Source organism: Roseateles sp. P1_C6 (assembly GCF_056406315.1).
Genome location: NZ_JBFUAK010000006.1, coordinates 278277 through 304416 on the forward strand (window position 1 = coordinate 278277; position 26140 = coordinate 304416).

Genomic DNA, 26140 nt, shown 5'->3' on the forward strand with positions numbered 1-26140 from the left:
GTGCTCCGCTCGGTGCGGGTCAAAGACTTGCGCTTGGGATCATGCGAGCCATGCGGGCTAACCCGTTCCGCCCATGGAGCCGAAACCGCCGGGCGTCGTCCGGCCATACCGCGTCTCGCCGCGCCACAACGGTGGCGGGCGTGATCGCCCTGGCGTTGGCGGCCCTGCTGGTCGGGCCGGTCCGGGCTGCAGAGGCCAAGCTGAACGTCGTGACGGAGGAGTGGGCGCCCTACAACTATGCCGAGAACGGCAGTGTGAAGGGCTCGTCGGTGGAGATCGTCCAGGCGCTTGCTCAGGCGCTGCAGGTCCAGGTCGACTTTCGGCTGCTGCCCAGCATGCGCGCGACCGCGGCGCTGGAGAGTCAGCCCAGGACCTTCATGATCACCATGCTGAGGACGCCCGAGCGAGAGGACCGGTACAAATGGATAGGCCCGCTGGGCGACAGCTCGATCTATTTCTACAAGCGCAAGGGCAGCCCGCTGGCGATCTCCAGCCTTGAAGACGCCAAAAGGGTGCCCTTGATCTGTGCGCGCCATGCGGGCGTGACGGTCTCCCGGCTGAGGGCGGCCGGTTTCACCAACCTCAACGCGAGAGCCGTCGATGGCAAGGCCGTCTACGAGATGCTGCTGCTCGGCCGATGCGACCTGGCCATCAGCGATTCGCCGCCGGGCGTGGCCCATGCCTTGAAGCAGATGGGTCTGGCTGCGGACGCGGTCGTCCAGACGCCCGTGAAGATACTGTCGCTGCCCTTGTTCATCGCCTGCAGCAAGGACATCCCCGATGCCGAGGTCGCCCGCTGGCAGGCAGCGCTGGACGCGCTGAAACGCTCGGGTGCCGTCCAGGCCATCGTCAGGAAGTACGGCGAATGAGCCGGTGGGGCGGGCGCAGGAGGCCGGGTAGGCCTGATGCTCCATGTCCCCCGGCCGCTGCGCGACCTCCTCCTTTACTTGCGCATCAGGCCTACCCGGCATCCTGCTTCACGTTGCCTCGGTTTTCGCCGCGAAACACCACGGATGCAAAGCCGGGATGCGGCTGCGCGCAATTGCGCAGGTAAAGGGGGAGGGCCGCGCAGCGGCCCGGAGGACACGGAGCAATTGCGCGCAGCCGCATCCCGGCAGCGCCCGATCTTCCTTAAAGCTTCACCGGCCCCGCCACATCCCCTCCCGACACCGCCGCCCGCGCCTGCTGCTGCCGAGTGCGGTCCACGTAGCTGCCGGCGCGCTGCAACTGCGCCTCGATGAGCTTGTTGTTCGCGCCCATGGTCGCAATCGCCTTGGAGCGGAAGTTGTCCATCGCGTCCATGGCCTGGAAGGTCTGGTCGAACATGGACTGGATCTGCTCGATGCCCAGCATGGGGTTGGACGCGAACTCGGCCGTCTGGTCGATGTGCTGGTTCAGCGCCTGGCCGGTCTGGTTGATGAGGTTGCCGATGGTGGCGTTGACGCCTTGCAGCATCTTCATGACCTCGATCTGGTTGCCGGTGGCGCGCGCCACGGTCTGGGCCACGGCCAGCGCGCTCATGCCGGTGGTGGCGACGCGGTCGCAGCCGATCATCATTTCGCGGCCGGTCTTCTTCAGCACGTCCAGCGCCAGGTAGCCGTTCACGCAGACGGCCTGCTGGGTCTGGATGTCGGCGAGGTTCTGGCGCGCGTAGAACAGAACCTCCTGCTCCAGCGCCTTGGCCTTGATCGGGTCGGTGGGCTTGAGCGCGTCGACGCGCTCGGCCAGCCGCGTGTCCAGCGTGCGGGCGAAGCGCGCCGCCGCCGCGAGGTTCTGCATCGCCTCCCACAGCTTGGTGCGCGTGGACTCGATGTCGATGACGTCCTTCTGGATGCCGTCCTTGGCCGCGTACAGCTGCGTCATGCTGGTCTGCAGCTGGCTGGCGGCGCTCTCGAACTTGCGGAAGTAGGCCTCCAGCTTGTTGCCGAAGGGGATCAGCCCCAGCAGCTTGCGTGGCTGCAGCAGGTCGCCGTCCTTGCCGGGGTTGAGCTCGTCGAGCTGCGCGCGGATGGCGTTGATGGCCTGGTAGGCCGGCGTGTCCGTTGCGCCGACGAAGTTGCGCTGCATCAGGCTGCCCTGCATCAGGCTGGCGGCCAGGCTGATCTCCTGGCGGCCGAGCTGGAAGGCGCTGTCCAGCCGGGCCTTGAAGGGCTCGCTGTGCAGGTCTTCCTTTTCCAGTGCGTCGATGAATCGCTGCACCTGCTCGTCGACCTTGCTGGCCAGCTCGGGCTTCAGCGGCACGGCCTCGACAGCCTGCGGCGGCTCGACGGGGATGATGACCTCGGGCGCGGTCAGCGTGAAGGCGGGTTGGGTGGTGGTGTCGCTCATGGTGTCTTGGCTCCGAACTTTTGCTTCAGGAATTCGCTGTGGCGCAGGAAGGCCTGGGCGTCCTGCCCGGCCAGGTCATCGCCCAGCTGTTCGACCTTGCCCTCCAGCTCGGCCAGCACGCCCTCGAAGGTGGCCTGCGCCGTCATGCCGTTGCTGAGCAGCTTCTTGGTCGCGAACTGCGGTGGGATGCTGAGATAGGTGTTCAGTGCGTCGGGCAGGTAGCTGATGGCGATGTGCCGCGCGTGGAAGCTCTCCTGCAGCGGCAGCTGGCCCTTGCTGCGCTCCCACTGATCCAGCAGCGCTTCGAGCTTGCTGCACAGCTGCTGGATGCGCGTGGCCAGCGGCGCGGGGATGCGGCTGCCGGGGTTGTGCTCGGTCAGCCGCCGCACGCCGGCCAGCGCACGGCCCATGGCCTCGCGGGCGTCGCCCTCGTCCTTGAACTCCAGGGCCTCCCACTCGGCCTCCTTGAAGCTGGGCCAGCCCCACCACATCGCGCCGACGACCAGGCCGCCAACGTAGCCCAGCGCGGCGACGCCGAGGCCAAGCCCGCCGAGCAGGCCCAGTGCCTTCAACACCAGCACGCCGGTTGCTGCGAGCAGGCCGCACCAGTTGGCCGGCGCGTTGAGCCATCGGAAGAGTGCCGTCATTGGTAAGCGCGGATGTCCTTGAACACGGCATACAGCGGCGTCTTGCGCGCGTCGAACACGCGCCCGCCCGTGATGGACACGAGCTGCTTCAGGTCCGCCTCGGCCGCGTCGCCGTACAACACCATGAAGACAGGGATGCCGCGCACGTCCTCGGGCATTTGCTCGTAGGCCTGCTTGAAGGCCTCCAGGTTGCGGCCCACGGTGTTCTTGCCGTCGGTGAAAGCGATGACCGAGTACTGGTAGTCGGGCTTGAGCTTGCGCTGCTCCAGCATGTGGTTGAGCGCGGCCAGCACCGAGTCGTACAGCGCCGTGCCGCCGGCCATGCGCAGCGCGTCGGCCGCGTCGCGCACGCGCTGCAGCTCGGCGGTCTTGGCCTCGGTGTCGGCCTGCGGCAGCACACCCTTGCGTTTCTGGCTCCCGGCGGGGATCTCAAACAGCACCGGCTCGCGCGGCCGGTCGCTGAAGGGCAGGAACCACAGCTTCTCGCGGTTGGTCAGCTTGGCCACGCGGCCGGTCAGCGACACATCGGCGCCGGCCAGGTAGTGGATGGCCTCCACCAGCTGCTCACGCCGCTGGCCCTGCATGCTGCCGCTGGTGTCCAGCACGAAGGTGGAAGCGATGGGTTTGCGGAACTCGTTCAGGTAGGCGTCGATGAGGCCGTCGGCCAGCTGGCGGTCGGGCGAGAACGGCAGCTCCACCTGGAAGCCGCGCGAGGGCAGGATGTCGGCTACCTTGGCCGCCAGCTCGGCTTTCATCGGCCGGCGCAGCGTCTGGCGCGCCAGCCACAGCTGGGCGGTGTCGCCCTTCAGGTAGTCGACCACCTTCAGGTATTCCGCGCGCTTGGCGTCGTTGAGCAGCATGAAGGGGTAGTCCGCCGTCGACACGCCTTCGAAGGGGTAGATCAGGTGCAGCCTCTCGCGCAGCTTGCCGCTGGCATTCAGCGTCAGCAGCCAGCTCTCGTAGTTGATGAAGGCATTGGCGCGCGTGCCCTGCAGCTTGGTGAACTGCTCGGCCAGATAGGTCGAGTTGTCGCCCACGATCTTGTAGCCGGTCAGGAAGTCGGCAATCGCCTGACGGTCCACGTCCGCGGCCGTCAGCGCCTCGCCCTTGCCGCCCGCGGCCGCCACGACGCCCAGCAGCGCCATGAAGCCCTGGTTGCTCGTCGCCGGGTTGGACAGCGCATAGCGCAGCTGGCCTTGCCTGGACGCCTTGGTGATGTCGGCCCAGGTCAGCTTGGCGTCGGCCTTGTTCCAGCCGAAGCGCGCCGCGTCGCTCTCGCTGACGCCCACGGCGATGGGCGACAGCATGATCTTTTCCTGCAGCTTCACGCGGCCCTGGCCGGCAGCGTCGCTGAGCAGGTATTTGGCGTTGGCGAACCAGGCCACGTCGGCGTTGGGCGTGCCGCTGAGCACCTCCTGCGTGCTCTCCATCGTGCCGCCGAAGCGGAACTGCACGGCCACGCCGGTGGCGGCCTCGATCTGCGCGGCCAGCGGCTCGATGTCCTTCAGGTCGCTGGTGGCCAGCACGCGCAGCGTGGTCTTCGGCGCAGTTGGCGCGCTCGGTGCAGCAGCGGGAGCTTCGTCGCGCTTGCCGCAGGCGGACAGCGCCACGGCCGACACGACAAAAGCGACCAGGGCAAGGCGTCGCATCATTGGTTCATCTCCCGGCTGACGGTGTCGATCATGTCGAACATCAAATCGAAGCCCGGCGGGTCGACGACCTGGCGCAGCTGCGTGTCCACGGCGAGGCCGGCCTGCTTGGCCGTGGCGGCAAATGACGCTGGGTCGCCGGTGCGGAAGCCTTGCTCCAGCGCGATGGCCTGCAGCTCCTTGTTCGTCGTCAGCAGCTCGGCCAGCTTGCGACCGCGCTCGTTCATCGCCACGATGACCAGCTTGTTGACGATGGTGGGCTGCGGGTACATCAGCACCATGTCGGGCCGCAGGCCGCCGCCTTGCTTCTGTGCCTGGGCCAGCATCTGGCTCTCGTAGATGAAGGCCAGCGGCGTCTTGCCCATGCCGATGGACAGGTAGTCGTCGAAGGCGCCGTTGACGTAGTTCTCCTGGAAGCCCTGGCGCTTGAACAGCTCCGCCAGCTTCAGGGCCAGCGCCTGGCCCTTCGCGCGGTCGCTGACCACTTCGCCATTGAGCGCCTGCGAGGTCAGCGCCAGATACATCGCCGCCGAGTTGCTACGCCGGATGTCTGTCGTCGACACCAGCACGCTGCGCGACACGGCGTATTCGCCGCTGTCCTTCAGGTCACGCCAGCGCTTCTTGGCCAGCATGGCCTCGGTCAGCTTCTCCATGTCCAGCCCGTAGACCTTGGGCGCGAGCGGCTTGGCGATCTGGTTGGCGACCAGGATCTTGGCCACCGGCTCCCATGACGCCACCACCAGCGGCGTGTGGAAGGGCGAGCTTTGCGTGGCTTGTTTGTTGGCCTTGCGCGCGGCGTCCAGGATCATGTTGGCCGCCACGACGCCGCTGGCCAGGAAGAAGTCCGGCGCCTCGTCCAGCTTGCCCGCCATGTCGCGGCTGCCCACGCGCACGGCCTGCACCGGCAGGCGTTGGGCGGCCAGCAGCCTGGCGACGCGCTCGTCCTTGAAGAAGGGCTCCACGTCCACCGCGATCAGTCCCTTCAGCGGCGCCGTCTGAGCGATGACGGTCTGCTCCTGCTCGATCGCCTGGGTCTGGTGGTTGCTGCGCAGCGCCCAGAACAGGGCGCTGCCGAACACGGCCAGCACGACCAGCGTGCCGGCGATGCGCTTGGGGTTGTTCATCGGACTTTCTGGCCTCCTGCCGTGTTCCTGTCGTGTTCTCGCCTTGAGACAGGTGCGGAGTGTGCCCGCGATAAGGGCGGGGCCGAAAGTCACAAATCACCGGGCCACAGCAGTGCCGCCCTTATGTGATCCTGATGCCGTTTGTGGCGCGCCGCCGCTCCCGCGGCGGCCGAGGCTCACTTCTCGACGAATGCGCGCTCGATGACGTAGTCGCCCGGCGTCGTCGTGCTGCCTTCCTTGAACTTGCGCACTTCCAGCATCGCCTGCATGTCCTTCAGCAGTTCGGGGCTGCCGCACAGCATGATGCGGTCGGTCTCGGGGTCCAGCGGCGGCAGGCCCAGGTCGGCCTGCAACTTGCCGGTCTGGATCAGGTCGGTGATGCGGCCCATGTTCTTGAACGGCTCGCGCGTGACGGTGGGGTAGTACAGCAGCTGCTCGCTGGCGAACTCGCCCAGGAACTCGTGCTGGTGCAGGTCCACGGTGAGGTGGTCGTGGTAGGCCAGCTCGTTCACGTGGCGCACGCCGTGCACGATGATGACCTTCTCGAAGCGCTCGTACGTGACCGGGTCGCGCACGATGCTGATGAAGGGTGCCAGGCCCGTGCCGCTGCCCAGCAGGTAGAGGTTCTTGCCTGGCAGCAGGTAGTCCACCAGCAGCGTGCCCGTAGGCTTGCGGCCGACGACGATCTTGTCGCCCGGCTTGATGTGCTGCAGCTTGGACGTCAGCGGGCCGTCCGGCACCTTGATGCTCAGGAACTCCAGCTGTTCCTCGTAGTTGGCGCTGACGATGCTGTACGCGCGCAGCAGCGGCTTACCGTTCTCGCCCTTGAGGCCGATCATCGTGAAGTGGCCATTGGAAAAACGCAGGGCCTGGTCACGCGTTGTCGTGAAGCTGAACAAGCGGTCGGTCCAGTGGTGGACGGTCAGGACGGTCTCTTCGTGGAAGGCACTCATGGGCGGTGATCTTGGCGGGGTTAACCCCGGGATTTTCGCCCGGAAGTGATATGCGGGAGTCGCATAAGGGTCATCAGGCCGTTTCGATACGCAGAAGCCTGGCTCCGGCACCCTCGTCGGCCACCTTGTCCTGGGGGTTGTAGAGGGCGCAGGCCTTCAGCGACAGGCAGCCGCAGCCAATGCAGCCGGTCAGCCGGCCGCGCAGCTGCTGCAGCGCCGCGATGCGTGCGTCCAGCAGCGGCGCCCAGCTGGTCGACAGCCGCGTCCAGTCGGCCTTGGTGGGCGTGCGGCCATCGGGCAGCGTGGCCAGTGCCGCCTTGATCTGAGGCAGCGTCAGCCCCACCGTCTGGGCCGCGCGGATGAAGGCCACCCGGCGCAGTGCATGGCGCGGGTACTGGCGGTGGCCGCCCGCGCTGCGGCTGCCCGCCAGCAGTCCTTGGGCTTCGTAAAAGCGCAACGCGCTCGTCGCCACGCCCGCACGCTGGGCCAGCTGGCCGATGGTCAGCGGCGCGCTGGGTGAATCAGGGCTTGACTTCAAGTCCACTTCAACTTTGAGCATGGCGCGATATTCCCACAGACGAGGCCCCCATGCTGATGAAGACCGCCACGCCGTCGCCGCGCCCCGCGCCCGCCAGCATCGCGCAACTGCACCACCTGCTGGCCGCCGGCCAGGCGCTGTCCGCCACCTACCGCGGCCAGCTGAGCAACCACCTGCCCATGGCCCAGCAGGCGCTGCTGGAGCTGGGCGCCTCGGCCGAGCGGCTGCAGGCCTGGAGCGAGGCGCATGAAACGATGCTGGAGCCGCGCACCGCCGGCCGCCCGGCGCGCATCGTCCTCGAGCGCGACCTCGGCCGGCTCGACAGCGACGCCGCCTGGCGCGCCCACTTTGCCGCGCGTATTACGGAACTGGGCTCGGGCGACGCGCTGCGCGAGGCGCTGGCCCTGCTGCTGCCGGGTGCCGGCGCCATCGCCTTCCATGGCCTGATCCGCACCGGCCATGCGGTGCTGGCCGGCCACGAGGGCGAAATGGCGGCCGGCCTGGCGCATTGGGCCGCGCACCGCATGCCGCTGCCGATCGCACACGACGGCCCGCCGCTGGACCTGGCCGACTGGCTGCAGGCGCTGATGCAGTTGCCACGCCCCACCTACCCGGGCGGCAGCCTCATCACCGGCCGCATGCAGGCCTGGGGCGCGTCGCCCGGCTTCGCCGCCGTTGCCGGCCGGCTGCGCCATGGGCCGGACACGCTGCGCGACCTCGCGCTGCTGGCCGCCCGCACCTATGCGGCCACCGGCAACTTCACCGCGCTGCACCTGCTGACGGCCAGCCATGCGATGACGGTGCTGCAGCCCTGGTGGCCCGCGCCCGAGCTCGCGCGCGGCTTCAGCGTCGCCGCCGCGGCCGGCCTGCTGGCCAGCGGTGCCCCGCCCGCGCTGATGCTGGACCGCCCGCCCAGCCGCCCCTGGCCGGCGCTGATCTCCGCCGCCTGCGCGCAGGACGACGCCCACGTCATCAAGCTCACCCACGCGGCCTGGCGCCTGGGCCGCCACTGGCCCGACCCGGCTTGGCGTCGCGCCGTCGAACGGGCTATTCCATTTTGATGGAATAAAAATTCCAGTAAACTGGAATGCATGGACATCACACAACGCATCGGCCGGCGCCTGCACGACTTGCGCGCCGACGCCGGCCTGTCACTGGACGCGCTGGCGCACAAGAGCGGCGTCAGCCGCTCCAACATCTCGCTGATCGAGCGCGGCCAGAGCAGCCCGACAGCGGTCGTGCTGGACAAGCTCTCGTCGGCACTGGGCGTCAGCGTCGCGTCGATGTTCGAGTCCGGCCCGGCGCCGTCGGTGCCGTCACCGCTGGCGCGCGTGGCCGAGCAGCCCGTCTGGAGTGACCCCGCCTCGGGCTATGTCCGCCGCAACGTGTCGCCCGCCGGCGTGTCGCCGCTGCAGCTGGTGGATGTCGTCTTCCCGGCCGGCCAGCGCGTGTCCTTCGAGACCTCGGAGCGCGACGCCGACATCCACCAGTTGGTCTGGATGATCGACGGCGTCATGGAGATCGCCCACGGCGACGACCAGTGGCAGCTCAACCCCGGCGACTGCCTGGCCATGCGGCTGGACGCGCCCATCCGCTTCCACAACCCCGGCGCGAAGCCGGCGCGCTACCTCGTCGCCCTCACCGGAGCCCGGCCATGAGCGTTGTTGTCATCCGCGAACTCGACGGCGCGGAGGCGCTGGCCCGCGTGACCGAACTGGCCGAGGTGCTGCGCGACTGCGTGGAGGGCGGCGCGTCGGTCGGCTTCATGCTGCCGCTGGCCGAAGGGCGGCCCGAAGCCTTCTGGCGCCGAGTTGCCGAAGGTGTCGCTGCCGGCGATCGCCACCTCTTCATCGCCGAGGACGAGGCCGGTCGCATCTGCGGCACGCTGTCTTTGGTCGTCGACATGCCCGACAACCAGCCCCACCGCGCCGACGTCAGCAAGATGCTGGTCCACCGCCGCATGCGCCGCCAGGGCGTGGCCGAGCGGCTGTTGCGGGCGCTGGAGGCGCGGGCGCGTGAGCTGGGCAAGACAACGCTGGTGCTGGACACCGTCACGGGCAGCGACGCATCGCGGGTCTATGAAAGGCTGGGCTGGCGGCTTGCGGGGGACATCCCGAACTACGCGCTGATGCCTGACGGGCCGCCGTGTTCGACGACCTACTACTTCAAGCCGCTCTGAACCCTATGCCTCGCCGCTCGCGGACTTCCGGCTTCGCCCGATGCTCCGCCTCCAGCTGAGCCAGGAACTCGTCCGGCGTGAAGGCCTCGCCGAGGATCTCGACCTGATGCCGCACGGCCGCGAAATCGCCATGCGTCAGGCAGTCCATCGCCACCAGCCGTGAGCGCTGCTCGTCGTCCGGCGCGACGGCGGCCTCGCGCTCGAACATCGCCACGCGCTGCTCAGGTCTCAGCGCCTTGAACCTGATCTTGAACGCGAAGCGCCGCAGCGCGGCTTCGTCCAGGTCGTCGAACAGGTTGGTCGTGCAGATGAACAGGCCGCTGAAGCGCTCCATGCCGGCCAGCATCTCGTTGACCTCTGACACCTCATAGTTGCGTTCGGCCCGCTTGCGGCTGCGCAAGAAGCTGTCGGCTTCGTCCAGCAGCAGCACGGCGCCTTCGGTCTGCGCCATCTCGAACATGCGCGCCATGTTCTGCTCGGTCTCGCCGACGAACTTGCTGGCAATGTCGCTGGCGCGCTTGACCATCAGCGGCCGGCCCAGCGCCTGCGCGATGTGCTCGGCCAGGGCGGTCTTGCCACTGCCGGGCGGGCCGTAGAAGCACAGCTGGCCGCTGCCTTTGCGGCGCAGTGCCTCGACGATGCGCGGGATCTCGAAGCGGCTCTCGCAGTTCAGCAGTTCCAGCGCATAGCGGGTCACGCAGGGGCGGGCCAGGCTGACGTCGTCGCGACCCAGCGCCTTGTCGGCGTTCAGCAGCTGGCGCTCGATGAGCTTCTCGGCCTCGTCGGCCGCACCGGCCAACTGCGCGAAGCGCACCGCGGTGCGGATCTGCGCCGGCGTCAGGCCCGGCCTTTCGGCCAGCTTGCCGACAAAGGCTTCGCTGACGGCGACCTCGCCCAGCGACCGCGCCACCAGCCCGCGACGCGCGCCGGGCGGTGGCGACTTCAGTTCCAGGTGGTACTGGAAGCGGCGACGGAACGCCGGGTCGATCTGCTCGATGCGGTTGGTGACCCAGATGACCGGCACCGGATTCGTTTCCAGGATCTGGTTGACCCAGGCCTTGCCGCTGACCGAATTGCCCACGCCACCGTCCACGCTGGCGTCCAGCCGGCTCAGCAGCGACGCCGTGTCGCTGGACAGCGGCGGGAACACGTCCTCGACCTCGTCGAACAGCAGCGCCACGTTGGCACTGGCCTTCAGGAAGACTTGGCTGATCTGTAGCGAGCGGTAGCGGTCGCGGCCGGACAGCGAATTGCCGTCGCGGTCGGCGTACTCCACCTCGTACAAGTCCAGCCCCGCGGCCGCGGCCGCGACCTTGGCCAGCTCGGTCTTGCCCGTGCCCGGCGGGCCGTACAGCAGCACGTTGACGCCGCTGGCATGCGTGGCCACGGCCTGGCGCAGCAGGCCTTGCAGCAGCGCGAGGTCCTCGGCCACGAACTGGAAGTCGCCACTGGCCAGCGTGCTGCGCGTGGCCGGCCGCGTGAACACGGCCATCAGGTCGTGCGGGCCCTGGTACTCGCGCATCAGCACTGGCGGCAACTGGTCGCTGACCTTCATCAGGTCGGCCAGGTCGGTGATGTTGTGCTCCGAGATCAGGTTCTCGACCATGCCGATGCGCTCCAGCCGCGAGCCCGCGCGCAGCGCCTCGGCCACCTCGCGCTCGTCGACGCCGGCGACGGCGGCGATGGCCGCAAAGGCCTCTTGCGCCGTGTTGACCTTGAACTCCACCAGCGCCCCGCGCAGCTCGCGTTGGTAGCGGGCCAGCGTGCCGTACAGCAGGATGGCGCGCTCGGCCGGGTTCAGCTGCAGCAGCTGCCCCAGGGCGTCGATGTTCTTCTCGACCAGCGTGGACTCGCGCTTGAGCTGGCGGTCCAGGTGCTCGCAGGTGGTGGCCAGCAAGGCCATCATGTCCTTGGGCGCGTCCTTGACGTACTCGTCGAGGTAGAAGAACAGCGTGCCTTCGGAGAACGGGCCGGTCCACTGACCGAAGCGTTCCAGGAAGACCTCGTCGCTCAGGCTTTCATGACCGCGCCACAACTCGTTGCCGGCACAGCGTTGCGTCAGATACACGCGCAACCGTTGCAGCACGCGGGTGGGCCAGACCAGGTGGCGGCCCGTGAAGGACAGCAGGCCGTTGAAATCGCGTCGCAGGTTGAAGCGGCCGGCGTGCCGCACGGTCAGCGTCAGCACGAACTGTGAGCACATGCGGTCCAGCACCGGGGCGCTGTCCAGGCCGGGCGAAGGCAGCACGCGGCCCGGTGCCCGGGGGGCTGTCTCAGCGGCGGCTCGCTTCACCATTCGATGGGCTCCTTGCGCGGCCTGCAGCGGCCAGCGCGAACCCATCTTGTATCAGGCTTGGGCGCAGATCAATGTAAGAACGGCTCCTCAGAGTGTTCAGTGCATCACGACCGGCTGCTGGCCCATCAGCGCGTAGCGCTCGATGAAGGCGTCGAGGTCGTCTTCCGACGGCTCGCCCTCGTCGATGAGCGCCTGCACACCCTGCTGGAAGGATTCGGCCAGCGCGCCCTCAATGAAGATCTCCTTGCGGGCGAACTTGTCGACGATCTCGAAACCGCCCCGATTCAGCTGCGGACCCGCGGGCACGATCTGTGGCTCGGCAGTCGGCACGTCGAACTGGACGACGATGAAGCTGTCGGAGTTGTAGAGCATGTGCATGAAGTTCTCCTCTCGGCTTCAACTGCGGGTGAGGCCTGTGGTTTCAAGCCCCGGTCGGTTCAGATACTGGCAGAACGGGGCCCAGATCGGGTCCTCCCATGCGCCGACAACGTGTAGGAAGCGTCAGGAGTTCACGTGGGATAGCCGGATTTCGAAACCGCGCGTTTCAGGGTCGCCCTGGCGCAGCCGCACCGGCCAATAGCCACGCGCCGGGTCCAGCCAGAGATCGATGCCGGGGTCGCGCTCGCCCAGCGGCAGCCGGCGCAGGTGCAGCGTGCCGGCATCGTCGGGCTCGCCGTCCACGGCCTCGAAGGTCCATTCGCGCAGCTCGCCGCGCAGCCCGGCCACCCAGACGCGCCAGCGCCCGCCCGGGGCGACGGCCTGGGCGTTCGCCGCCTGCACGAGGGCGGCCAGCTGCAGCCACCAGGACAGGCGGTCCTGCGTGCCCTCGGGCAGATCGAGCTGGGCCGGGCTGGCAGAGAAGCTGACGCGCCGGCCCTCGGCATCGAAATTGACCGCTTGGCGGTCGCGGCCGCGCTGCTGCAGCGCGAAGCGCTCCGGTGAGAGGCCGGCGCCGCCGGTGGAGCCCAGGCTTTCCCAGGCGGGCAGGGCGCGTTCGCCGACGCGCCGCGTCAGGCGCAGGCTGTAGCGGCCGTCCGGCTGGGGCTGCCAGTCCAGCAGGGCCTCGCCGTCCTGGCCGCCCTGGCGCAGCCGGTAGAGCCAGGCGGCCGGCCCGGCCAAGCGCAGCGGCGGCGCATCGGCCACCGCCGCGGGGGCGTCCACGACGGGCGTGGGCGCCTGGGGGCTGGGCCTGGGTGAACGTGCCTGGGTCGCGGGCAAGGCAGGCGGCGCCGGTTCGGGCAGCGCCATCGGCAGCGTGGGCGGTGGCTGCAAGGCCAGGCTGACGGCCTTTGCCGGCCGCACGGGCTCCCGCGCGGCCGGCCCGCCGCCCAGCAGCGCTGCATGCGCGAGCAGGCTGGCCGCCAGCGCGGTCGCGGCGGCGCGGCGGGGAGGGAAGGCGGCGCTCATCGCACAATGCTGCCATCGTCCCGCACCCCACTCCATGAAACTCGCCAGCTACGCCGACGGCTCGCGCGACGGCCACCTCGTCGTCGTGTCGCGCGACCAGACCCAGGCCCACTACGCCACCGGCATCGCCACGCGCATGCAGCAAGTCCTGGACGATTGGGGCTTCATCGCGCCGCAACTCGAAGACCTCGCCGTGCAGCTCAACCATGGCAAGCTGCGCCACGCCTTTGCCTTCGAGCCCGAGAAGTGCCTGGCGCCGTTGCCCCGCGCCTACGGCTGGGCGGTGGTCGACGCGGACGGCGGCGTGCGACGCGAGGCCGGCGCCTTCCTGGGCCCCCACCATCCGCTGCGGGCCGTGGCCAGCGGCGAGGCCGTGCTGGCGGCCATCGCGGGTGACCTGAATGCCGCGAGCGACGCCGGCGGCGCGCTGGACGCGCTGCGGCTGCTGGGCCTGGCCGTGGACTGGCGGGTGGACGGCGAGCTGGTGGCCAGCCACTGCGCGCCGCTGGCCGTGACGCCCGAAGAGCTGGGCGAGGCCTGGGCTGCCGGCCGCTTTCAGGCCCGTCTCGTGGCCCTGCACAACGGCAGCAAGCTCGACCCGCGTGATGTGACGGCTGTGCCGGGTGAATCGCTCGCGCGGCTGGCCCGACTGCGGGCGCTGCGCGCCGGCCAGCTTGCCGGCGCCGCGCTGGACGCGCTGGACATCGCGCTCGCGCCGGGCGACAGCCTGCGCCTGGACCTCAAATCCGCCGACGGCAGTACCAGCCTGTTTGGCGCCATCGACATCGACCTCGGAAGCTTGCCGGAATGACCGCCCTGCCCATCATCATCGACACCGATCCTGGCCAGGACGACGCCATCGCGCTGCTGCTGGCGGCCGCCAGCCCCGAGCTGGAGCTGCTGGGCGTGACGACGGTGGCCGGCAACGTGCCGCTGGCGCTCACGACACTGAATGCCCGCAAGGTCATGGAGCTGGCCGGCCGCCGTGACGTGCCCATCTGCGCCGGCGCCGACCGGCCGCTGGACGTGCCGCTGGTCACCGCCGAGCACGTGCATGGCGACACCGGCCTGAACGGTGTCGAGCTGCCCGAGCCGACGCTGGCGCTGGACCCGCGGCACGCGGTCGACTTCATCATCCAGACGCTGCGCGAACGCGACGCCGGCACGGTGACGCTGTGTCCGCTGGGCCCGCTGACCAACATCGCGCTGGCGCTGCGCCGCGCGCCCGACATCGCGCCGCGCATCCGCCGCATCGTGTTGATGGGGGGTGGCTTCTTCGAGGGCGGCAACGTGACGCCGGCTGCCGAGTTCAACATCTACGTCGACCCGCAGGCTGCGCACGAGGTCTTTGCGAGCGGCGTGCCCATCACGATGGCGCCGCTGGACGTCACGCACGAGGCGCTGACGACGGCCGCGCGCATCGAAGCCATCCGCGCGATCGGCAATCGCGCCGGCGGCGTCGTCGCGGCCTGGATGGAATTTTTCGAGCGCTTCGACGAAGCCAAGTACGGCCAGGACGGCGGCCCGCTGCACGATCCCTGCGTCATCGCCTGGCTGCTGAGGCCCGAACTCTTCACCGGGCGGGACTGCAACGTGCGCGTCGAAACGCGGAGCGAGCTGACGCGCGGCATGACGGTCATCGACTGGTGGGCCGTCACCGGCCTGCCGGCCAATGCCCAGGTGCTGCGCCATGTCGACTCGGACGGCTTCTTCGCGCTGCTGACCGAGCGCCTGGCGCGGCTCGGATAGACGTCATTCCTCACCGGAAAATCCCTGTCGACATCATTTATGTCGGCATGTAAAAATTCACCTTGCAACGGAGACTGATCCGACCAAGGGCACATCGCTCCGCGGCGGCGCAGGCAAGGAGAGACGGTGCCGAGCCGGGAAAAGCTGCTGGAGGTGATCGCCATACAGACCGAGGTGGCCCGTCTGGGGCTGGACCTGGGCGGCTTGATGAACCTCGTTGTCGGCCGCACGTTGAACCTGGCCACGGCCGATGGCGCCGCCGTCGAGATGGCCGAGGGCGACGAAATGGTCTACCGCGCCGCCGCCGGCATGGCCGCCAACAGCCTGGGTTTGCGGCTGCAGCGCGGCACCAGCCTGTCGGGCCTGTGCGTGCGCGAGGGCCGGGCGCTGTTCTGCGACGACGCGCTGACCGACCCTCGCACCGACCGCGCCGCCTGCGAGCGCCTGGGCCTGCGCTCGATGATCGTCGTGCCGCTGCGCCATGACGGCGAGACGGTGGGCGTGCTGAAGGCGATGTCGTCCCACGTGGCTCATTTCAATGATCGCCATGTCGCGCTGCTGGAACTGCTGTCCGACCTGGTCGGCGCGGCCATGTATTTCGCCACCCGCTATGCGCCGGGCGACCTCTTCCACAAGGCCACGCACGACGGGCTGACCGACCTGCCCAATCGCGCGCTGTTCCTGGACCGCCTGCGCGCCTCGCTGGCCCAGGCCGTGCGCGATGGCCAGCCGCTGGCCGTCATGATGCTGGACCTGAACGGCCTCAAGCCCATCAACGACCGCCACGGTCACCGGGCCGGTGACGCGGCGTTGCTGGAATTTGCCCGTCGCCTGAACGCCAGCGTGCGCCAGTCCGACACGGCCGCGCGGCTGGGTGGCGACGAGTTCGGCGTGCTGCTGCGCCCGCTGGCGCCGGAGGGCGGCCTGGAGGCCACCATCAGCCGCCTGACGCACCAGCTCAATGGCGGCTTCCTGTTCGAGGGTCGCACGCTGCACGTCGGCGCCAGCATGGGCGCGGCGCGCTTCCCGGAGGATGGCGACGACCTCGGCCGCCTCATGGAACTGGCCGACCAGCGCATGTACCACCACAAACGCGCGCACCGGCCCGTGGCGGCCTGAGCCAACCGGCACATGGCGGTGGCAAGATGAGGCTTCCACCCGACCGGAGCCCGCCATGCAACGCCGCCTCGTCATCGCCAGCGCCCCCGCCTTGCTGTTGCTGCGCCCGGCGTGGGCGTTGAACCTGAGCGAAGGTGACGCGAATGCCGGCATCCGCACGGCGCTGGAACGTGGTGCCAACGCGGCCGTCGCGTTGCTGGGCCGGCCCGATGGCTTTCTCGGCAACCCGCTCGTCAAGATCGAGCTGCCCGGCTACCTGAAGGACGCCGCCAAGCTGCTCAAGGCCACCGGCCAGGGCGCCAAGCTGGACGAACTCGTCACCGCGATGAACCGCGCCGCCGAGGCGGCCGTGCCCGCGGCCAAGCCGCTGCTGGTCAAGGCCGTGAAGGACATGAGCGTCGAGGACGGCCTGAAGATCCTGAAGGGCGGTGACGACTCGGTCACCAACTTCTTCGCTGACAAGACCCGCGAGCCGCTGGGGCATCAGTTCCTGCCCATCGTCACCAAGGCGACCGAGAAGGTGTCGCTGGCCGACAAGTACAACGCCGTCGCCAAGAAGGCCTCGGGCTTCGGCCTGGTGCGCGGTGAGGACGCCAACATCCAGCAGTACGTGACGGGCAAGGCGCTGGACGGCCTCTATCGCATCATTGCCGAAGAGGAAAAGAAGATCCGCAAGGACCCGGTCGGCACGGGCAGCGCCATCCTGAAGAAAGTCTTCGGCGGCCTTTGAAGCCCTGGGACTAGAGGCCGTGCGCCTCATGCCACTCGGCCAGCGACTGGTCCGGGTAGCCGTCGAAGCGCGGGTCGTTCGGCTGGCCTTCGATGCCGACCCAGGGTGCCTTGGAGCCCACCATGCAATGCACGTGGTCCGGCGGTGTCGGCAGCGGCGTGTCGATGGCGCTGGCATGCGGGTGCACCAGATCGGGCCAGGTCGGGTCCCACAGCCACAGCGCGCTGCCGCAGCGCTTGCAGAAGTAGCGCCGCCCGCTGCTGGTGTGCGTGCCCTTGCCATCCTTGTCGGCCAGCTGCGCGCGGTAGATGCGCAGGTGGCGCTTGCCCTTCACCTTCATCGTGTGCGTCAGCGCACCGAGGTTGATGGCATAGCCACCGGCGCCCGCCGTCTTGCGGCAGATGGAGCAATAGCAGCGCATGAAGGGCACGGGCGAGTCGGCTTGGACCGAGAACTTCACGCTGCGGCAGTGGCAGGAACCTTCGAGGTGCATGGGCGGCGCTCCGCGCTGTGGCGACCCGGACGATGATGGCCGCGTCCGGCGCCGCACCGCCATCCCACGAGCCGCCTGGGCCTTCTCGCCCTTGTGAACGACAATCCCGGCCCTTGCCCGTTCGCGTCTCTAGCCGCTCTGCGATGAATTCCGATCTTCCCGATCCCGTCACCCCGTCCGACGAACCGGCAACGGCCGCCCCCGCGCCTGTGCCCGAAGAGGCCGTGGTGCCCGCTGCCGCCGAAGCCGCGACTGCCGAGGCCCCTGTGCCTGCCGAACCCGTTGCTGCGACCGCTTCCGCCGCACCAGTGGCTGACGCCAGCGCCGAGCTGAAGGCCTTGTTCCCGGCGCTGTTCACCGGCAAGCCCAAGCCCGTCAAGCTGCGCATCCAGGCCGACATCCAGGAGCGCGCGCCCGGCAAGTTCAGCAAGGCCCAGCTCAGCGCCTTCCTGCGCCGCCACACCGGCGGTACCAGCTACCTGATCGCACTGACCCAGGCCAAGACCCGTTTCGACCTCGACGGCAACCCGGCCGGCGAGATCACCGAAGAGCACCTGACGGCTGCCAGGGAAGAGCTGGCCCGCCGCAAGGGCGTGCAGCAGGAGCGCCAGCAGGCCGAGCAGGAGCGCCACCAGCTGGAGTTCCAGCAGCGCCGCAACCGCGCCCAGCTGCTGTGGGACTTCGAGCGCACGACGCTGACCGAGGCCAACTTCTGCGTGCTCAAGGGTGTCGTGCCCGAAGAGCTGCCCGGCCTGCTGGAGATCGCGCGCAAGGAGCGCGCCGAGGCACCGCCGGCGCCGCCGCGCCAGGATCGTGATGGCGGGCGCCGCGATGATCGCCGTGACGACCGCCGCCCCGGTGCCGGCCGACCGGAAGGCCCTGGCCCGCGCCGCCCCGAGCAGCGCTTGGAAGGCGGCCGGCGCGACCAGTCGCGCGGCGAACGCCCTGCGCGTGGTGAAGGCGGCCGCCCGCCGCAGCCGGGCCGCAAGCCTGCTCCTCAGCAGCCCGATCAGCCCGCGCCGTCCCAGATGGCGCAAGCCCTCCAGGCCGCCACCCGGGCCGCCAAGGCCGAGCCGGCCGCCGAGCAGCCTCCGGCCCAGGACCCGACCGAGTAATCAGGCCCTCGTGTAGCGCTGCTCCAGGTAGGCCAGCAGCGTCCGGATCGTCTGCGCCTCGCCGCCCACCGGGCGGCCGGGGCGCGGCGCGTCGTTCCACGCAAACAGGTCCACGTGCAGCCAGTCCTGCTGGGGCGGCAGGAAGTCTTCCAGGAACAACGCCGCATTGATGGCGCCCGCCAGCGGGCTCTTGCCGGTGTTGACGATGTCGCCGATCGTGCTCTCGATGCCGGCGTGGTACGGCGCCCACAGCGGCATGTGCCACAGCGGGTCGTCCAGCTTCAGGCCCAGGTCCACCAGGTCGCGCGCCGTGTCCATGTGCTTGGCAAACAGCGCCGGCAGCTGCGCGCCCAGCGCCACGCGGGCCGCGCCGGTCAGCGTGGCCAGGTCGATGACCAGGTCGGGCTTGCTCTCGGCCGCGTAGGCCAGCGCGTCGCACAGGATGACGCGGCCTTCGGCGTCGGTGTTGCCGATCTCGATGTGCAAGCCCTTGCGCGTCTTGATGACGTCGCCCGGCCGGTAGGCGTTGCCGGCGATCGAGTTCTCCACCGCCGGGATCAGCAGCTGCAGGCGCACCGGCAGCTTGAGCGCCATGATGAGGCCGGCCAGGCCCAGTGCGTTGGCCGCGCCGCCCATGTCCTTCTTCATCTGGCGCATGCCCTCGCCGGGCTTGATGTTCAGGCCGCCGGTGTCGAAGCAGACGCCTTTGCCGACCAGGGCCAGCTTGGGGTGCTTGGGGTTGCCCCAGCTTACCTCGATCAGGCGAGGTGAGCGCGTGCTCGCGCGGCCAACCGCATGGATGCTGGGGAAGTTCTTCTTCAGCAGTGCGTCACCGACGATCTCGGAGAAGCTGGCGCCATGTTGCTGGGCCAGCAGCTTGGCGGCGCCCGCCAGTTCCGCCGGGCCCATGTGCTCGGCCGGCGTGTTGACGAGGTCGCGCGTCGCGGCGATGGCCGCGGCCAGGGCCACGCCGCGCTCGGCGTCCGCGCCGGCCTTCAGCAGCAGCGTGGCCGGCTCGCGCTTGGCCGGCTTGTAGAGGTCGAATCGGTAGCCGCCCAACTCCCAGGACATCGCTGCGGCTTCCGGGTGCAGGCCCAGGCCGTCCTCGTCCAGCCGGTAGTCGCCGGCCGGCAGCGCCAGCGGCAGGCTGGCCAGCGCGAACGGGTGGGCGCTGTGCGCCACGCCGGCAAACACCTGGCCCAGGCCGCCGTCGGCGGCGGGCACCAGGGCATGGCTGTCGGCGGCGCCGACGAAGCCGACCGTTGCCAGCCAGGCGCGGGTGGCCGCGGGCAGGCCCGGCGCCAGCGCCTGGAAGGCGGCGCGGTCGACGACGGTGATGGGGGTGGCCTTGGCCGGGAGGGACTTCTTCAGCTTGACGGTCATCGCGCGGTTCCTGGAATTCGAAGCCGGCATTGTCTGCACAGAAGAGTGCAAAGAAGTGTGAGCGCCCTGTCAACCAGCCCGGCCGTGCCGGCGTTGTGCCTCCCAATCGCGCCGCAATCGGCGTGAGATGGCCTCTCACCAGGTCAGACAGCCATGATGAAGATCCAATTCCGCACCGAACCGCAGCACCGCCGCCTCCCCGTGCCCGAGATGGGCCAGGCGTGGAGCGCCGAGGAATCCGTCGACAAGGGCCGCAAGCACGAGGCCTTCGACACGGGCTTCTACAGCGGCGAGCGCCGCGGCCTGGCCCGCGCCATGCGCCTGGACCGCAAGCGCTGAACCGAACCACGCGAAGACGGCCAACCGGCATGCCAGCCGGCTGGCAGGACCAGCGCCCCACCCGCCGCCCGGCTCCCGGACGGCGGGTTTTGTTTTTCCCGGCGCCGCGATCTGTGGACTACGTCGCGCCGCGAAACATCCCCGGCCAGGCCTTCGCCGCGGCTGCACCGAGAATGTGCCCCCATGAAAGCTGCCCGTCGCTCCATTGCCTTCACCTCGGGCGTGCTGCTGTACTCCTTCGGGACTGCCGCCGCCATGAGGTACGCCAGCGTCGGCCTGCCGCGCCAGCTCTACGCGCCGTTCGGCGGCCGCAATGCGCTGCCGGTCATGCTGGGCGAGGCGCTGGGCATTGCGGCGCTGCTGTTCGTCGTCGCGGCCGTCTGGGGCTATCTGACGCTGCGCCCGACGCGCCGCCGCCACCGACCCTACGTCGCCTGGATGATGTCGGGCATCGGCGTGGCCTGGGCCTGCTGGCTGATCTTCGGCGCCTTCAGCTTCGCGCTGAAGCCGCGCGCCTATTCCGCGCCGCTGCAGAACCTGCTGCTGTCGTCCAACGCGGCGCCGCTGTTCGGCGCGTTGAACATCTTCGGCGTGCTGGGCGGTGCCTGGGTGGCCGGCTCGCTGGCCAAGCGCAAGCAGCTGAGCCTGCCAAGCACGCGCTCGCGCCGCCATGTCGACGAGCCCGAACCCGCAGTGGACGCCGACGGCACGGTGTCGACCATCGGCCCGAACACCGTCTCGCCGCCGCACTGAGGCCGCACCGCCATGGCCCGCGCGGCCTGCCCGCGCTGTGAGCGCCCGGCGTCCACCTGCCTGTGCGCCACGCTGCCGGCGCCGCTGGCCCACCGCACCGAGCTGCTGATCCTGCAGCACCCGGCCGAGGCCGGTCATGCGAAGAACACCGCGGCCTTCCTGACGCTGGGCCTGCAGGCCGCGCGGCTGCTGCGCGGCGAGGCTTTCGACGCCGCGCTGGCCGGCCCCGGCACGGCATTGCTCTACCCCGGCGAGGCCGGCACCCCAGCCCCGGCGGATGTGCGCCGCCTGATCCTGCTGGACGGCAGCTGGCGCCAGAGCCGCCGCCTGCTGGCCGCCAACCCCTGGTTGGCCGGGCTGCCGCGGGTGAGCCTGGCCGAGCAGCCCGGCCGCTACGCCATCCGCCGCGCCCACCGCCCCGGCCAGCTGTCCACCTTGGAAGCCGGCCTGCAGGCGCTGGCGCTGCTGGAAGGCGCGCCGGAGCGCTTCGATCCGCTGTGGACGGCGTTCGAAGCCTTCGTCCAGGCAGGCCTTTATCGGCGGGGTGAAACCGGGATGCCCTAGCATTTCGGGATGCTCTCTTCCCTGCGCTCCGTTTTTCTCGCCCTGCTGACCGCGCCGCTGGCCGCCCTGGCCGCGCCGCCGCAAGCCCCCAGCCAGGCCGCCACCGAGCATGTGCAGGCCCGCCTCGTGTCCAGCCAGGCCAGCGTCGCGCCGGGCCAGCGATTCACGGTCGCGCTGGAGCAGAGCATCAAGGCGCACTGGCACACCTACTGGCTGAACCCGGGCGACTCCGGCCAGGCCACCACCATCGCCTGGACAGGCGCCGAAGCTGCGCCCATCCAGTGGCCCACGCCGTCCATCCAGGCCATCGGCCCCATCGTCAACTACGGCTACGAGGGCCGCGCGGCGCTGCTGGTCGAGCTCACCGTGCCGGCCGATGCCAAGCCCGGCGGCCGCTTCAAGCCGGGCGCCGAGGTGCGCTGGCTGGTCTGCAAGGACGTCTGCATCCCGGAGCAGGTGAGCCTGGGCCTGGACCTGCCGGTCGTGGGTTCGGCGGCCGAGGCCAAGATGGGTGGCGATGCGGCGCAGATCGACGAATGGCGCGGCCTCATCCCCAAGGCGGCGCCTTTTGCCGTGACGCTCAAGCCCGCGGCGCAGGGCTTCAAGCTCGGTGGCCCGACGGCCGGTGTGACCCAGGCCTATTTCTTCGCCGACACGTGGGGCGCGGTGGCCCACAGCGCGCCGCAAGCCCTCAAGGCCGAGGGCGGTGGCTGGGCGCTGGACATCCCGGCCGGCGACGAGCCGGTCGCGGCGGGCAAGCCGCTGTCCGGCGTCATCGTGCTGACGACGGCGACCGGCCCGCAGGCCTGGACGGTGGCTGCCCCCATGCCCGAGGGTGCCGGCAAAGGCCCCGGCCCGGCCGACCTCAGCGCGCCCGCGGCGGAGGCGCCGGCGCCGGCTGTTGCGCCCGAGAGCGACCTGGGCCTGCTGCCCGCACTGGCGCTGGCGCTGGTGGGCGGGTTGATCCTGAACCTGATGCCCTGCGTGTTCCCGGTGCTGTCCATCAAGGCGCTGGCGCTGGTGAACAAGGGCAACCACAAGGCCGAAGGCCTGGCCTACACGGCTGGTGTGCTGGCCAGCTTTGCGGCGCTGGCCGCCGTGCTGATCGCCTTGCGCGCGGGGGGCCAGCAGGTGGGCTGGGGCTTCCAGTTCCATTCGCCGGTGTTCGTGCTGGTGGTGGCCTATGTGCTGTTCCTCGTGGGCCTGAGCCTGTCGGGCCTGTTCGAGATCGGCGGCAGCTTCACGGGCATCGGCTCGGGCCTGGCCGCGCGCGACGGCCTGGCGGGCAGCTTCTTCACGGGCGTGCTGGCGGCGGTGGTCGCCACGCCATGCACGGCGCCGTTCATGGGCGCGGCGCTGGCGTTTGCGTTGGCCCAGCCGGCGGCGGTCATGGTGGCCGTGTTCCTGGCGCTGGGCCTGGGGCTGGCGCTGCCTTTCCTGATCCTGGCTTTCTGGCCCGCCGCGCAGCGCTGGCTGCCGCGGCCCGGCGCGTGGATGGACAAGTTCAAGCAGTTCCTGGCCTTCCCGATGTACGCGGCCGTCGTCTGGCTGCTGTGGGTGCTGGCCCAGCAGGCCGGGCCGGACGGCGTGGCGCTGGCGCTGGGCGGCCTGGTGCTGATGGCCTTCGGCCTGTGGTGGCGGCACAGCAGCGGCGCGAGCTGGGTCGGCACCGGCGCGGCGGTCGCCAGCGTCGTGCTGGCGCTGGGCGTGGCGGCGTGGATCAAGCCGGTCTCGGCCGACGTGCGCGCCGCGGGCGAGTCCGGCACCGAGGCCTACAGCGCCGAGCGCCTGGCCGAGCTGCGTGGCCAGAACAAGCCGGTGTTCGTCAACCTGACGGCGGCGTGGTGCATCTCCTGCCTCGTCAACGAGCGCGTGGCGCTGTCCCGCCCCGAGGTGAAGGACGCCTTCGCCAAGCACAGCGTCGTCTACCTGAAGGGCGACTGGACGCGCGAGGACCCCAAGATCACCGCCGTGCTGAAGGCCCATGGTCGCTCCGGCGTGCCGCTGTACCTCTACTACGCGCCGGGCGCTGCCGAGGCCCAGGTGCTGCCGCAGATCCTCACCCCCGGCCTCGTCGTTGAGACGGTCGAGGCTGTTTCCTCCCCCACCGCCCCCCGGAGTTCGACATGATGAAACTGCTACGCCGTTCCCTGATTGCCGCTGCCGTCGCCGCCCCCGTGCTGGCGCTGGCCAACGCCACGGTGGAGGCGCCCGCGCCCGCCTTCACGGCCACCACGGCCGATGGCAAGACCGTCTCGCTGGCCGATTTCAAGGGCAAGACCGTCGTGCTGGAGTGGACCAACCACGACTGCCCCTACGTGAAGAAGCACTACGGCAGCAGCAACATGCAGAACCAGCAGAAGGCCGCCACCGCGCAGGGCGTCGTCTGGCTGCAGGTGATCTCGTCGGCGCCCGGCCAGCAGGGCTTCGTCGACGGTGCAACGGCTCAGAAGCTCAATGCCGACCGCGGTGCCGCGCCCACCGCGACGCTGCTGGACCCCAAGGGCGAGATCGGCAAAGCCTACGGCGCGCAGACCACGCCGCACCTGTACGTCATCAAGGCCGATGGCACGCTGGCCTACAAGGGCGGCATCGACAGCATCGCCACGTCCGACAAGGCCGACATCGCCAAGGCCGAGCCCTATGTCACCGAGGCCCTGGCCGCCGTGGCCGCGGGCAAGAAGGTCGAGAAGGCGTCGACGCGGCCTTACGGCTGCAGCGTCAAGTACGCGAGCTGATGGCGTTTTGGCGCCTTGCGGGCCGAGCGGCGGGCCGCTCCCGAGCCGGCCCGCCCGGGCGACGTGCTTGTGGCTCGATGCCGCAAGCAGCGCCGTCCCCTCGGGGGACCGACCAGGTTCGCGCGCGTTCAGCGCCGCGAGACTGGGCGAGGGGCTAAAAGACCGACAGCCCCGTCTTCGCGACGAACAGCTCCAGCGCCTGGCGTCCCAGCCAGGAGTTGCCCGTGTCATCCAGCGCGGGCGACCACACGCACAGCGTGAGGCGGTCCGGCACCACCGCGACGATGCCGCCGCCCACGCCGCTCTTGCACGGCAGGCCGATGCGGAAGGCGAACTCGCCGGCCGCGTCGTAGGTGCCGCAGGTCAGCATCAGCGCATTGACGCGCCGCGTCTGCGCGGTGCTGAGCACGGGCGTGCCGGCCAGCGGGTGGCGGCCGTCGCGGCACAGATAGCCGGCGGCGCAGGCCACCTGCTCGCAGCTCATGTGAATGGCGCACTGGTTGAAGTAGACGTCCAGCACCGTGGCGATGTCGTTGTCCAGCGTGCCGAATCCCTTCATGAAATTGGCCAGTGCGGTGTTGCGAAAACCCGTGTCGGCTTCCGATCGCGCCACCTCGGCGTCGATGGCGACGGGCTCACCGCACAGGCGGCTCAGCAGCGCCAGCAGCTCCGCCTTGGCGTCACCCTGCGACACCAGGCGGTCCGCCACGGCGATGGCGCCGGCATTGATGAAGGGGTTGCGCGGGATGCCGCGCTCCGTCTCCAGCTGCACCAGCGAGTTGAACGGGCTGCCCGAGGGCTCGCGGCCGATGCGGTCCCACATCGCCTCGCCCAGCGCGCGGATGGCCAGCGTCAGCGAGAACACCTTGGACATGCTCTGGATGGAGAACGGCACCGCGCTGTCGCCGGCCGCCGCCGTCTCGCCCGCGCAGGTGCGCAGCGCGATGCCGAACTGGTGTGGCGACACCCGCGCCAGCGCCGGGATGTAGGTCGCCACCTTGCCGCCCGTGCCCATCAAGGGGCGCAATTCGGTGTGGATCTCGTCGAGGAGGGTTTGAAAGTCCATGGCGGCCATTCTGTCCCCGGGACAATCGCGCCCATGCAAGCCCTGCTCGACACGATCGCCTCGCTGGCGGCAGTCCCGACGGACGCCCAGCGCCTGTTCCACGGCCGCGGCGGCCGCTTCCCCGGGTGCGAGCACCTGGCGCTCGATGCCTACCCGCCGGTGCTGCTGCTGACCAGCTTCGAGCCCCTGGCCGATGAGGGGCTGGCTGCCATCGGTGCCGCGCTCGAGGCACGCTGGCGCGAGATCTCCCGGCAAGGCGAGGCCCTGAACTGGGTCTACCAATGCCGCCAGGAAGGCGGTCGCACGGACACGCGGCTGATGGCCGGCGCGGTGCCCGAGCCCCATGTCGTCACCGAGGCTGGCACGCGCTACGGCGTGCACCTGCTGCGCGGCCAGAACCACGGCCTGTTCCTGGACATGGCCGAAGGCCGGCGCTGGGTGCGCGAGCACGTGAAGCCAGGTGCCAAGGTGCTGAACCTGTTCGCCTACACCTGCGCGTTCTCCGTCGTCGCGCTGCAGGCCGGTGCGGCCGAGGTCGTCAACGTGGACATGAGCGACGGCGCGCTGGCCATCGGCCGCCGCAACCATGCGCTCAACGGCGTGGCGGCCGGCGCGAAATTCCTGCCGCACGACATCTTCAACTCCTGGGGCAAGCTGACCCGCGGCGGGCCCTACGACCTCGTCATCTGCGACCCGCCCAGCTTCCAGAAGGGCAGCTTCGTCGCGACCAAGGACTACGCGCGGCTGGCGCGGCGGCTGCCGTCGCTGCTGGCGCCGGGTGGCATGGCGCTGCTGTGTCTGAACACGCCGAAGCTGGGGTTGGATTTCGTGCGCGACGTGGTGGCGGAGAACGCGCCGGCGCTGGAGTTTGTGCAGCGGGTGGCAAATCCGGCGGCGTTTGAAGACGTGTCGGAGGACCGGGGATTGAAGGTCGTGGCTTACCGGCTGCCGGAGTCGGCCGGGGGCTGAC

The 26140-nt window shown here is 69.9% G+C and carries 27 protein-coding genes; 15 read left to right on the top strand and 12 right to left on the bottom strand.

The genetic code is table 11. The features are described from left to right. Positions 1–50 precede the first annotated feature (50 nt). Positions 51–869, top strand: a complete 819-nt coding sequence (locus AC1D29_RS15360; protein WP_477898842.1) for a substrate-binding periplasmic protein — start codon at positions 51–53, stop codon at positions 867–869. A gap of 262 nt (positions 870–1131) precedes the next feature. Here AC1D29_RS15360 and AC1D29_RS15365 read toward each other — a convergent pair whose 3' ends face one another. From AC1D29_RS15365 to soxR, 6 genes are all read right to left on the bottom strand, one after another. Continuing rightward, on the bottom strand, positions 1132–2328 hold the full coding sequence (locus tag AC1D29_RS15365) for a toxic anion resistance protein (RefSeq protein ID WP_477898844.1): 1197 nt from the start codon (positions 2326–2328) through the stop codon (positions 1132–1134). Beyond that, entirely contained in the window at positions 2325–2975 is a 651-nt protein-coding gene (locus AC1D29_RS15370) for a hypothetical protein (protein ID WP_477898846.1), read from the bottom strand. The genes AC1D29_RS15365 and AC1D29_RS15370 overlap by 4 nt, the downstream gene beginning before the upstream one ends. Continuing rightward, positions 2972–4627: a substrate-binding and vWA domain-containing protein gene (locus tag AC1D29_RS15375; protein ID WP_477898848.1), complete on the bottom strand. Its 1656-nt coding sequence runs from the start codon at positions 4625–4627 to the stop codon at positions 2972–2974. The genes AC1D29_RS15370 and AC1D29_RS15375 overlap by 4 nt, the downstream gene beginning before the upstream one ends. Next, entirely contained in the window at positions 4624–5748 is a 1125-nt protein-coding gene (locus tag AC1D29_RS15380; protein WP_477898850.1) for a hypothetical protein, read from the bottom strand. The genes AC1D29_RS15375 and AC1D29_RS15380 overlap by 4 nt, the downstream gene beginning before the upstream one ends. Before the next feature lie 176 nt (positions 5749–5924). Continuing rightward, positions 5925–6701, bottom strand: a complete 777-nt coding sequence (locus AC1D29_RS15385; protein ID WP_477898852.1) for a ferredoxin--NADP reductase — start codon at positions 6699–6701, stop codon at positions 5925–5927. A gap of 73 nt (positions 6702–6774) precedes the next feature. Next, positions 6775–7239 carry a redox-sensitive transcriptional activator SoxR gene (gene soxR / locus AC1D29_RS15390; RefSeq protein ID WP_477898854.1) on the bottom strand — a complete coding sequence of 155 codons (465 nt, stop codon included), beginning with the start codon at positions 7237–7239 and terminating at the stop codon, positions 6775–6777. A 50-nt stretch (positions 7240–7289) separates the two neighbouring features. On the opposite strand from soxR, the gene AC1D29_RS15395 reads away from it, so the two are divergent. From AC1D29_RS15395 to AC1D29_RS15405, 3 genes are read left to right on the top strand one after another with little or no spacing between them, the layout of a single operon-like run. Continuing rightward, a complete protein-coding gene (locus AC1D29_RS15395; RefSeq protein ID WP_477898856.1) occupies positions 7290–8300 on the top strand; it encodes a questin oxidase family protein in 1011 nt (336 codons plus the stop codon). A 30-nt stretch (positions 8301–8330) separates the two neighbouring features. Then, positions 8331–8897, top strand: a complete 567-nt coding sequence (locus tag AC1D29_RS15400; protein WP_477898858.1) for a helix-turn-helix domain-containing protein — start codon at positions 8331–8333, stop codon at positions 8895–8897. Further along, positions 8894–9418, top strand: coding sequence for an N-acetyltransferase family protein (locus AC1D29_RS15405; RefSeq protein WP_477898860.1), 525 nt, complete (start codon positions 8894–8896; stop codon positions 9416–9418). Before AC1D29_RS15400 ends, AC1D29_RS15405 begins: the two co-directional genes overlap by 4 nt. On the opposite strand, the gene AC1D29_RS15410 is transcribed toward AC1D29_RS15405, so the two are convergent. The 3 genes from AC1D29_RS15410 to AC1D29_RS15420 all read right to left on the bottom strand — a co-directional run bounded on the left by AC1D29_RS15410 (position 9405) and on the right by AC1D29_RS15420 (position 13121). Then, complete coding sequence (locus AC1D29_RS15410; protein ID WP_477898862.1) at positions 9405–11714, bottom strand: ATP-binding protein; 2310 nt, start codon at positions 11712–11714, stop codon at positions 9405–9407. The two genes, AC1D29_RS15405 and AC1D29_RS15410, sit on opposite strands and share 14 nt — an antisense overlap. Positions 11715–11810: 96 nt before the next feature. Further along, positions 11811–12092 carry a BTH_I0359 family protein gene (locus AC1D29_RS15415; RefSeq protein ID WP_477898864.1) on the bottom strand — a complete coding sequence of 94 codons (282 nt, stop codon included), beginning with the start codon at positions 12090–12092 and terminating at the stop codon, positions 11811–11813. A gap of 123 nt (positions 12093–12215) precedes the next feature. Next, complete coding sequence (locus AC1D29_RS15420) at positions 12216–13121, bottom strand: DUF3108 domain-containing protein (protein ID WP_477898866.1); 906 nt, start codon at positions 13119–13121, stop codon at positions 12216–12218. A gap of 34 nt (positions 13122–13155) precedes the next feature. Here AC1D29_RS15420 and AC1D29_RS15425 point away from each other — a divergent pair, with 34 nt between their 5' ends. From AC1D29_RS15425 to AC1D29_RS15440, 4 genes are all read left to right on the top strand, one after another. Continuing rightward, a complete protein-coding gene (locus AC1D29_RS15425) occupies positions 13156–13932 on the top strand; it encodes a fumarylacetoacetate hydrolase family protein (RefSeq protein WP_477898868.1) in 777 nt (258 codons plus the stop codon). Next, positions 13929–14870: a nucleoside hydrolase gene (locus tag AC1D29_RS15430; RefSeq protein WP_477898869.1), complete on the top strand. Its 942-nt coding sequence runs from the start codon at positions 13929–13931 to the stop codon at positions 14868–14870. The genes AC1D29_RS15425 and AC1D29_RS15430 overlap by 4 nt, the downstream gene beginning before the upstream one ends. Before the next feature lie 126 nt (positions 14871–14996). Further along, positions 14997–15989 (top strand): diguanylate cyclase domain-containing protein, encoded by a 993-nt coding sequence (locus AC1D29_RS15435; protein ID WP_477898871.1) that lies wholly within the window; start codon positions 14997–14999, stop codon positions 15987–15989. Between the two features lie 55 nt (positions 15990–16044). Further along, a complete protein-coding gene (locus AC1D29_RS15440) occupies positions 16045–16719 on the top strand; it encodes a DUF4197 domain-containing protein (protein WP_477898873.1) in 675 nt (224 codons plus the stop codon). 10 nt (positions 16720–16729) lie between these two features. On the opposite strand, the gene AC1D29_RS15445 is transcribed toward AC1D29_RS15440, so the two are convergent. Then, on the bottom strand, positions 16730–17212 hold the full coding sequence (locus AC1D29_RS15445; RefSeq protein WP_477898875.1) for a GFA family protein: 483 nt from the start codon (positions 17210–17212) through the stop codon (positions 16730–16732). A gap of 308 nt (positions 17213–17520) precedes the next feature. Here AC1D29_RS15445 and AC1D29_RS15450 point away from each other — a divergent pair, with 308 nt between their 5' ends. Next, entirely contained in the window at positions 17521–18327 is an 807-nt protein-coding gene (locus tag AC1D29_RS15450; protein ID WP_477898877.1) for a ProQ/FINO family protein, read from the top strand. Here the strand turns inward: AC1D29_RS15450 and AC1D29_RS15455 are convergent, their stop codons facing one another. Beyond that, entirely contained in the window at positions 18328–19710 is a 1383-nt protein-coding gene (locus AC1D29_RS15455; protein ID WP_477898879.1) for a leucyl aminopeptidase family protein, read from the bottom strand. A gap of 153 nt (positions 19711–19863) precedes the next feature. Here AC1D29_RS15455 and AC1D29_RS15460 point away from each other — a divergent pair, with 153 nt between their 5' ends. The 5 genes from AC1D29_RS15460 to AC1D29_RS15480 all read left to right on the top strand — a co-directional run bounded on the left by AC1D29_RS15460 (position 19864) and on the right by AC1D29_RS15480 (position 24104). Next, positions 19864–20049 carry a hypothetical protein gene (locus tag AC1D29_RS15460; RefSeq protein WP_477898881.1) on the top strand — a complete coding sequence of 62 codons (186 nt, stop codon included), beginning with the start codon at positions 19864–19866 and terminating at the stop codon, positions 20047–20049. Between the two features lie 183 nt (positions 20050–20232). Further along, positions 20233–20802 carry a hypothetical protein gene (locus tag AC1D29_RS15465; RefSeq protein WP_477898883.1) on the top strand — a complete coding sequence of 190 codons (570 nt, stop codon included), beginning with the start codon at positions 20233–20235 and terminating at the stop codon, positions 20800–20802. Positions 20803–20814: 12 nt separating this feature from the next. After that, positions 20815–21366, top strand: a complete 552-nt coding sequence (locus tag AC1D29_RS15470) for a tRNA-uridine aminocarboxypropyltransferase (protein WP_477898885.1) — start codon at positions 20815–20817, stop codon at positions 21364–21366. A 9-nt stretch (positions 21367–21375) separates the two neighbouring features. After that, on the top strand, positions 21376–23496 hold the full coding sequence (locus AC1D29_RS15475) for a protein-disulfide reductase DsbD family protein (RefSeq protein ID WP_477898887.1): 2121 nt from the start codon (positions 21376–21378) through the stop codon (positions 23494–23496). Continuing rightward, positions 23493–24104 (top strand): redoxin domain-containing protein, encoded by a 612-nt coding sequence (locus AC1D29_RS15480; protein ID WP_477898889.1) that lies wholly within the window; start codon positions 23493–23495, stop codon positions 24102–24104. The genes AC1D29_RS15475 and AC1D29_RS15480 overlap by 4 nt, the downstream gene beginning before the upstream one ends. A 154-nt stretch (positions 24105–24258) precedes the next feature. Here AC1D29_RS15480 and AC1D29_RS15485 read toward each other — a convergent pair whose 3' ends face one another. Further along, positions 24259–25179 (bottom strand): glutaminase, encoded by a 921-nt coding sequence (locus AC1D29_RS15485; protein WP_477898891.1) that lies wholly within the window; start codon positions 25177–25179, stop codon positions 24259–24261. Between the two features lie 24 nt (positions 25180–25203). Between AC1D29_RS15485 and AC1D29_RS15490 the strand changes: the two genes are divergently transcribed. Beyond that, positions 25204–26139 carry a class I SAM-dependent methyltransferase gene (locus AC1D29_RS15490; RefSeq protein WP_477898893.1) on the top strand — a complete coding sequence of 312 codons (936 nt, stop codon included), beginning with the start codon at positions 25204–25206 and terminating at the stop codon, positions 26137–26139. Position 26140 lies beyond the last annotated feature (1 nt).

What these genes read in the sequence shown, in the direction of transcription:
- AC1D29_RS15445 (WP_477898875.1), bottom strand. Translation starts at nt 17,212, where the DNA reads ATGCACCTCGAAGGTTCCTGCCACTGCCGCAGCGTGAAGTTCTCGGTC.
- AC1D29_RS15420 (WP_477898866.1), bottom strand. Translation starts at nt 13,121, where the DNA reads ATGAGCGCCGCCTTCCCTCCCCGCCGCGCCGCCGCGACCGCGCTGGCG.
- AC1D29_RS15365 (WP_477898844.1), bottom strand. Translation starts at nt 2,328, where the DNA reads ATGAGCGACACCACCACCCAACCCGCCTTCACGCTGACCGCGCCCGAG.
- AC1D29_RS15425 (WP_477898868.1), top strand. Translation starts at nt 13,156, where the DNA reads ATGAAACTCGCCAGCTACGCCGACGGCTCGCGCGACGGCCACCTCGTC.
- AC1D29_RS15460 (WP_477898881.1), top strand. Translation starts at nt 19,864, where the DNA reads ATGATGAAGATCCAATTCCGCACCGAACCGCAGCACCGCCGCCTCCCC.
- AC1D29_RS15455 (WP_477898879.1), bottom strand. Translation starts at nt 19,710, where the DNA reads ATGACCGTCAAGCTGAAGAAGTCCCTCCCGGCCAAGGCCACCCCCATC.
- AC1D29_RS15490 (WP_477898893.1), top strand. Translation starts at nt 25,204, where the DNA reads ATGCAAGCCCTGCTCGACACGATCGCCTCGCTGGCGGCAGTCCCGACG.
- AC1D29_RS15470 (WP_477898885.1), top strand. Translation starts at nt 20,815, where the DNA reads ATGGCCCGCGCGGCCTGCCCGCGCTGTGAGCGCCCGGCGTCCACCTGC.
- AC1D29_RS15395 (WP_477898856.1), top strand. Translation starts at nt 7,290, where the DNA reads ATGCTGATGAAGACCGCCACGCCGTCGCCGCGCCCCGCGCCCGCCAGC.
- AC1D29_RS15440 (WP_477898873.1), top strand. Translation starts at nt 16,045, where the DNA reads ATGCAACGCCGCCTCGTCATCGCCAGCGCCCCCGCCTTGCTGTTGCTG.
- AC1D29_RS15430 (WP_477898869.1), top strand. Translation starts at nt 13,929, where the DNA reads ATGACCGCCCTGCCCATCATCATCGACACCGATCCTGGCCAGGACGAC.
- AC1D29_RS15410 (WP_477898862.1), bottom strand. Translation starts at nt 11,714, where the DNA reads ATGGTGAAGCGAGCCGCCGCTGAGACAGCCCCCCGGGCACCGGGCCGC.
- AC1D29_RS15375 (WP_477898848.1), bottom strand. Translation starts at nt 4,627, where the DNA reads ATGATGCGACGCCTTGCCCTGGTCGCTTTTGTCGTGTCGGCCGTGGCG.
- AC1D29_RS15380 (WP_477898850.1), bottom strand. Translation starts at nt 5,748, where the DNA reads ATGAACAACCCCAAGCGCATCGCCGGCACGCTGGTCGTGCTGGCCGTG.
- AC1D29_RS15400 (WP_477898858.1), top strand. Translation starts at nt 8,331, where the DNA reads ATGGACATCACACAACGCATCGGCCGGCGCCTGCACGACTTGCGCGCC.
- AC1D29_RS15370 (WP_477898846.1), bottom strand. Translation starts at nt 2,975, where the DNA reads ATGACGGCACTCTTCCGATGGCTCAACGCGCCGGCCAACTGGTGCGGC.
- AC1D29_RS15465 (WP_477898883.1), top strand. Translation starts at nt 20,233, where the DNA reads ATGAAAGCTGCCCGTCGCTCCATTGCCTTCACCTCGGGCGTGCTGCTG.
- AC1D29_RS15475 (WP_477898887.1), top strand. Translation starts at nt 21,376, where the DNA reads ATGCTCTCTTCCCTGCGCTCCGTTTTTCTCGCCCTGCTGACCGCGCCG.
- AC1D29_RS15360 (WP_477898842.1), top strand. Translation starts at nt 51, where the DNA reads ATGCGGGCTAACCCGTTCCGCCCATGGAGCCGAAACCGCCGGGCGTCG.
- AC1D29_RS15405 (WP_477898860.1), top strand. Translation starts at nt 8,894, where the DNA reads ATGAGCGTTGTTGTCATCCGCGAACTCGACGGCGCGGAGGCGCTGGCC.
- AC1D29_RS15485 (WP_477898891.1), bottom strand. Translation starts at nt 25,179, where the DNA reads ATGGCCGCCATGGACTTTCAAACCCTCCTCGACGAGATCCACACCGAA.
- AC1D29_RS15480 (WP_477898889.1), top strand. Translation starts at nt 23,493, where the DNA reads ATGATGAAACTGCTACGCCGTTCCCTGATTGCCGCTGCCGTCGCCGCC.
- AC1D29_RS15415 (WP_477898864.1), bottom strand. Translation starts at nt 12,092, where the DNA reads ATGCACATGCTCTACAACTCCGACAGCTTCATCGTCGTCCAGTTCGAC.
- AC1D29_RS15385 (WP_477898852.1), bottom strand. Translation starts at nt 6,701, where the DNA reads ATGAGTGCCTTCCACGAAGAGACCGTCCTGACCGTCCACCACTGGACC.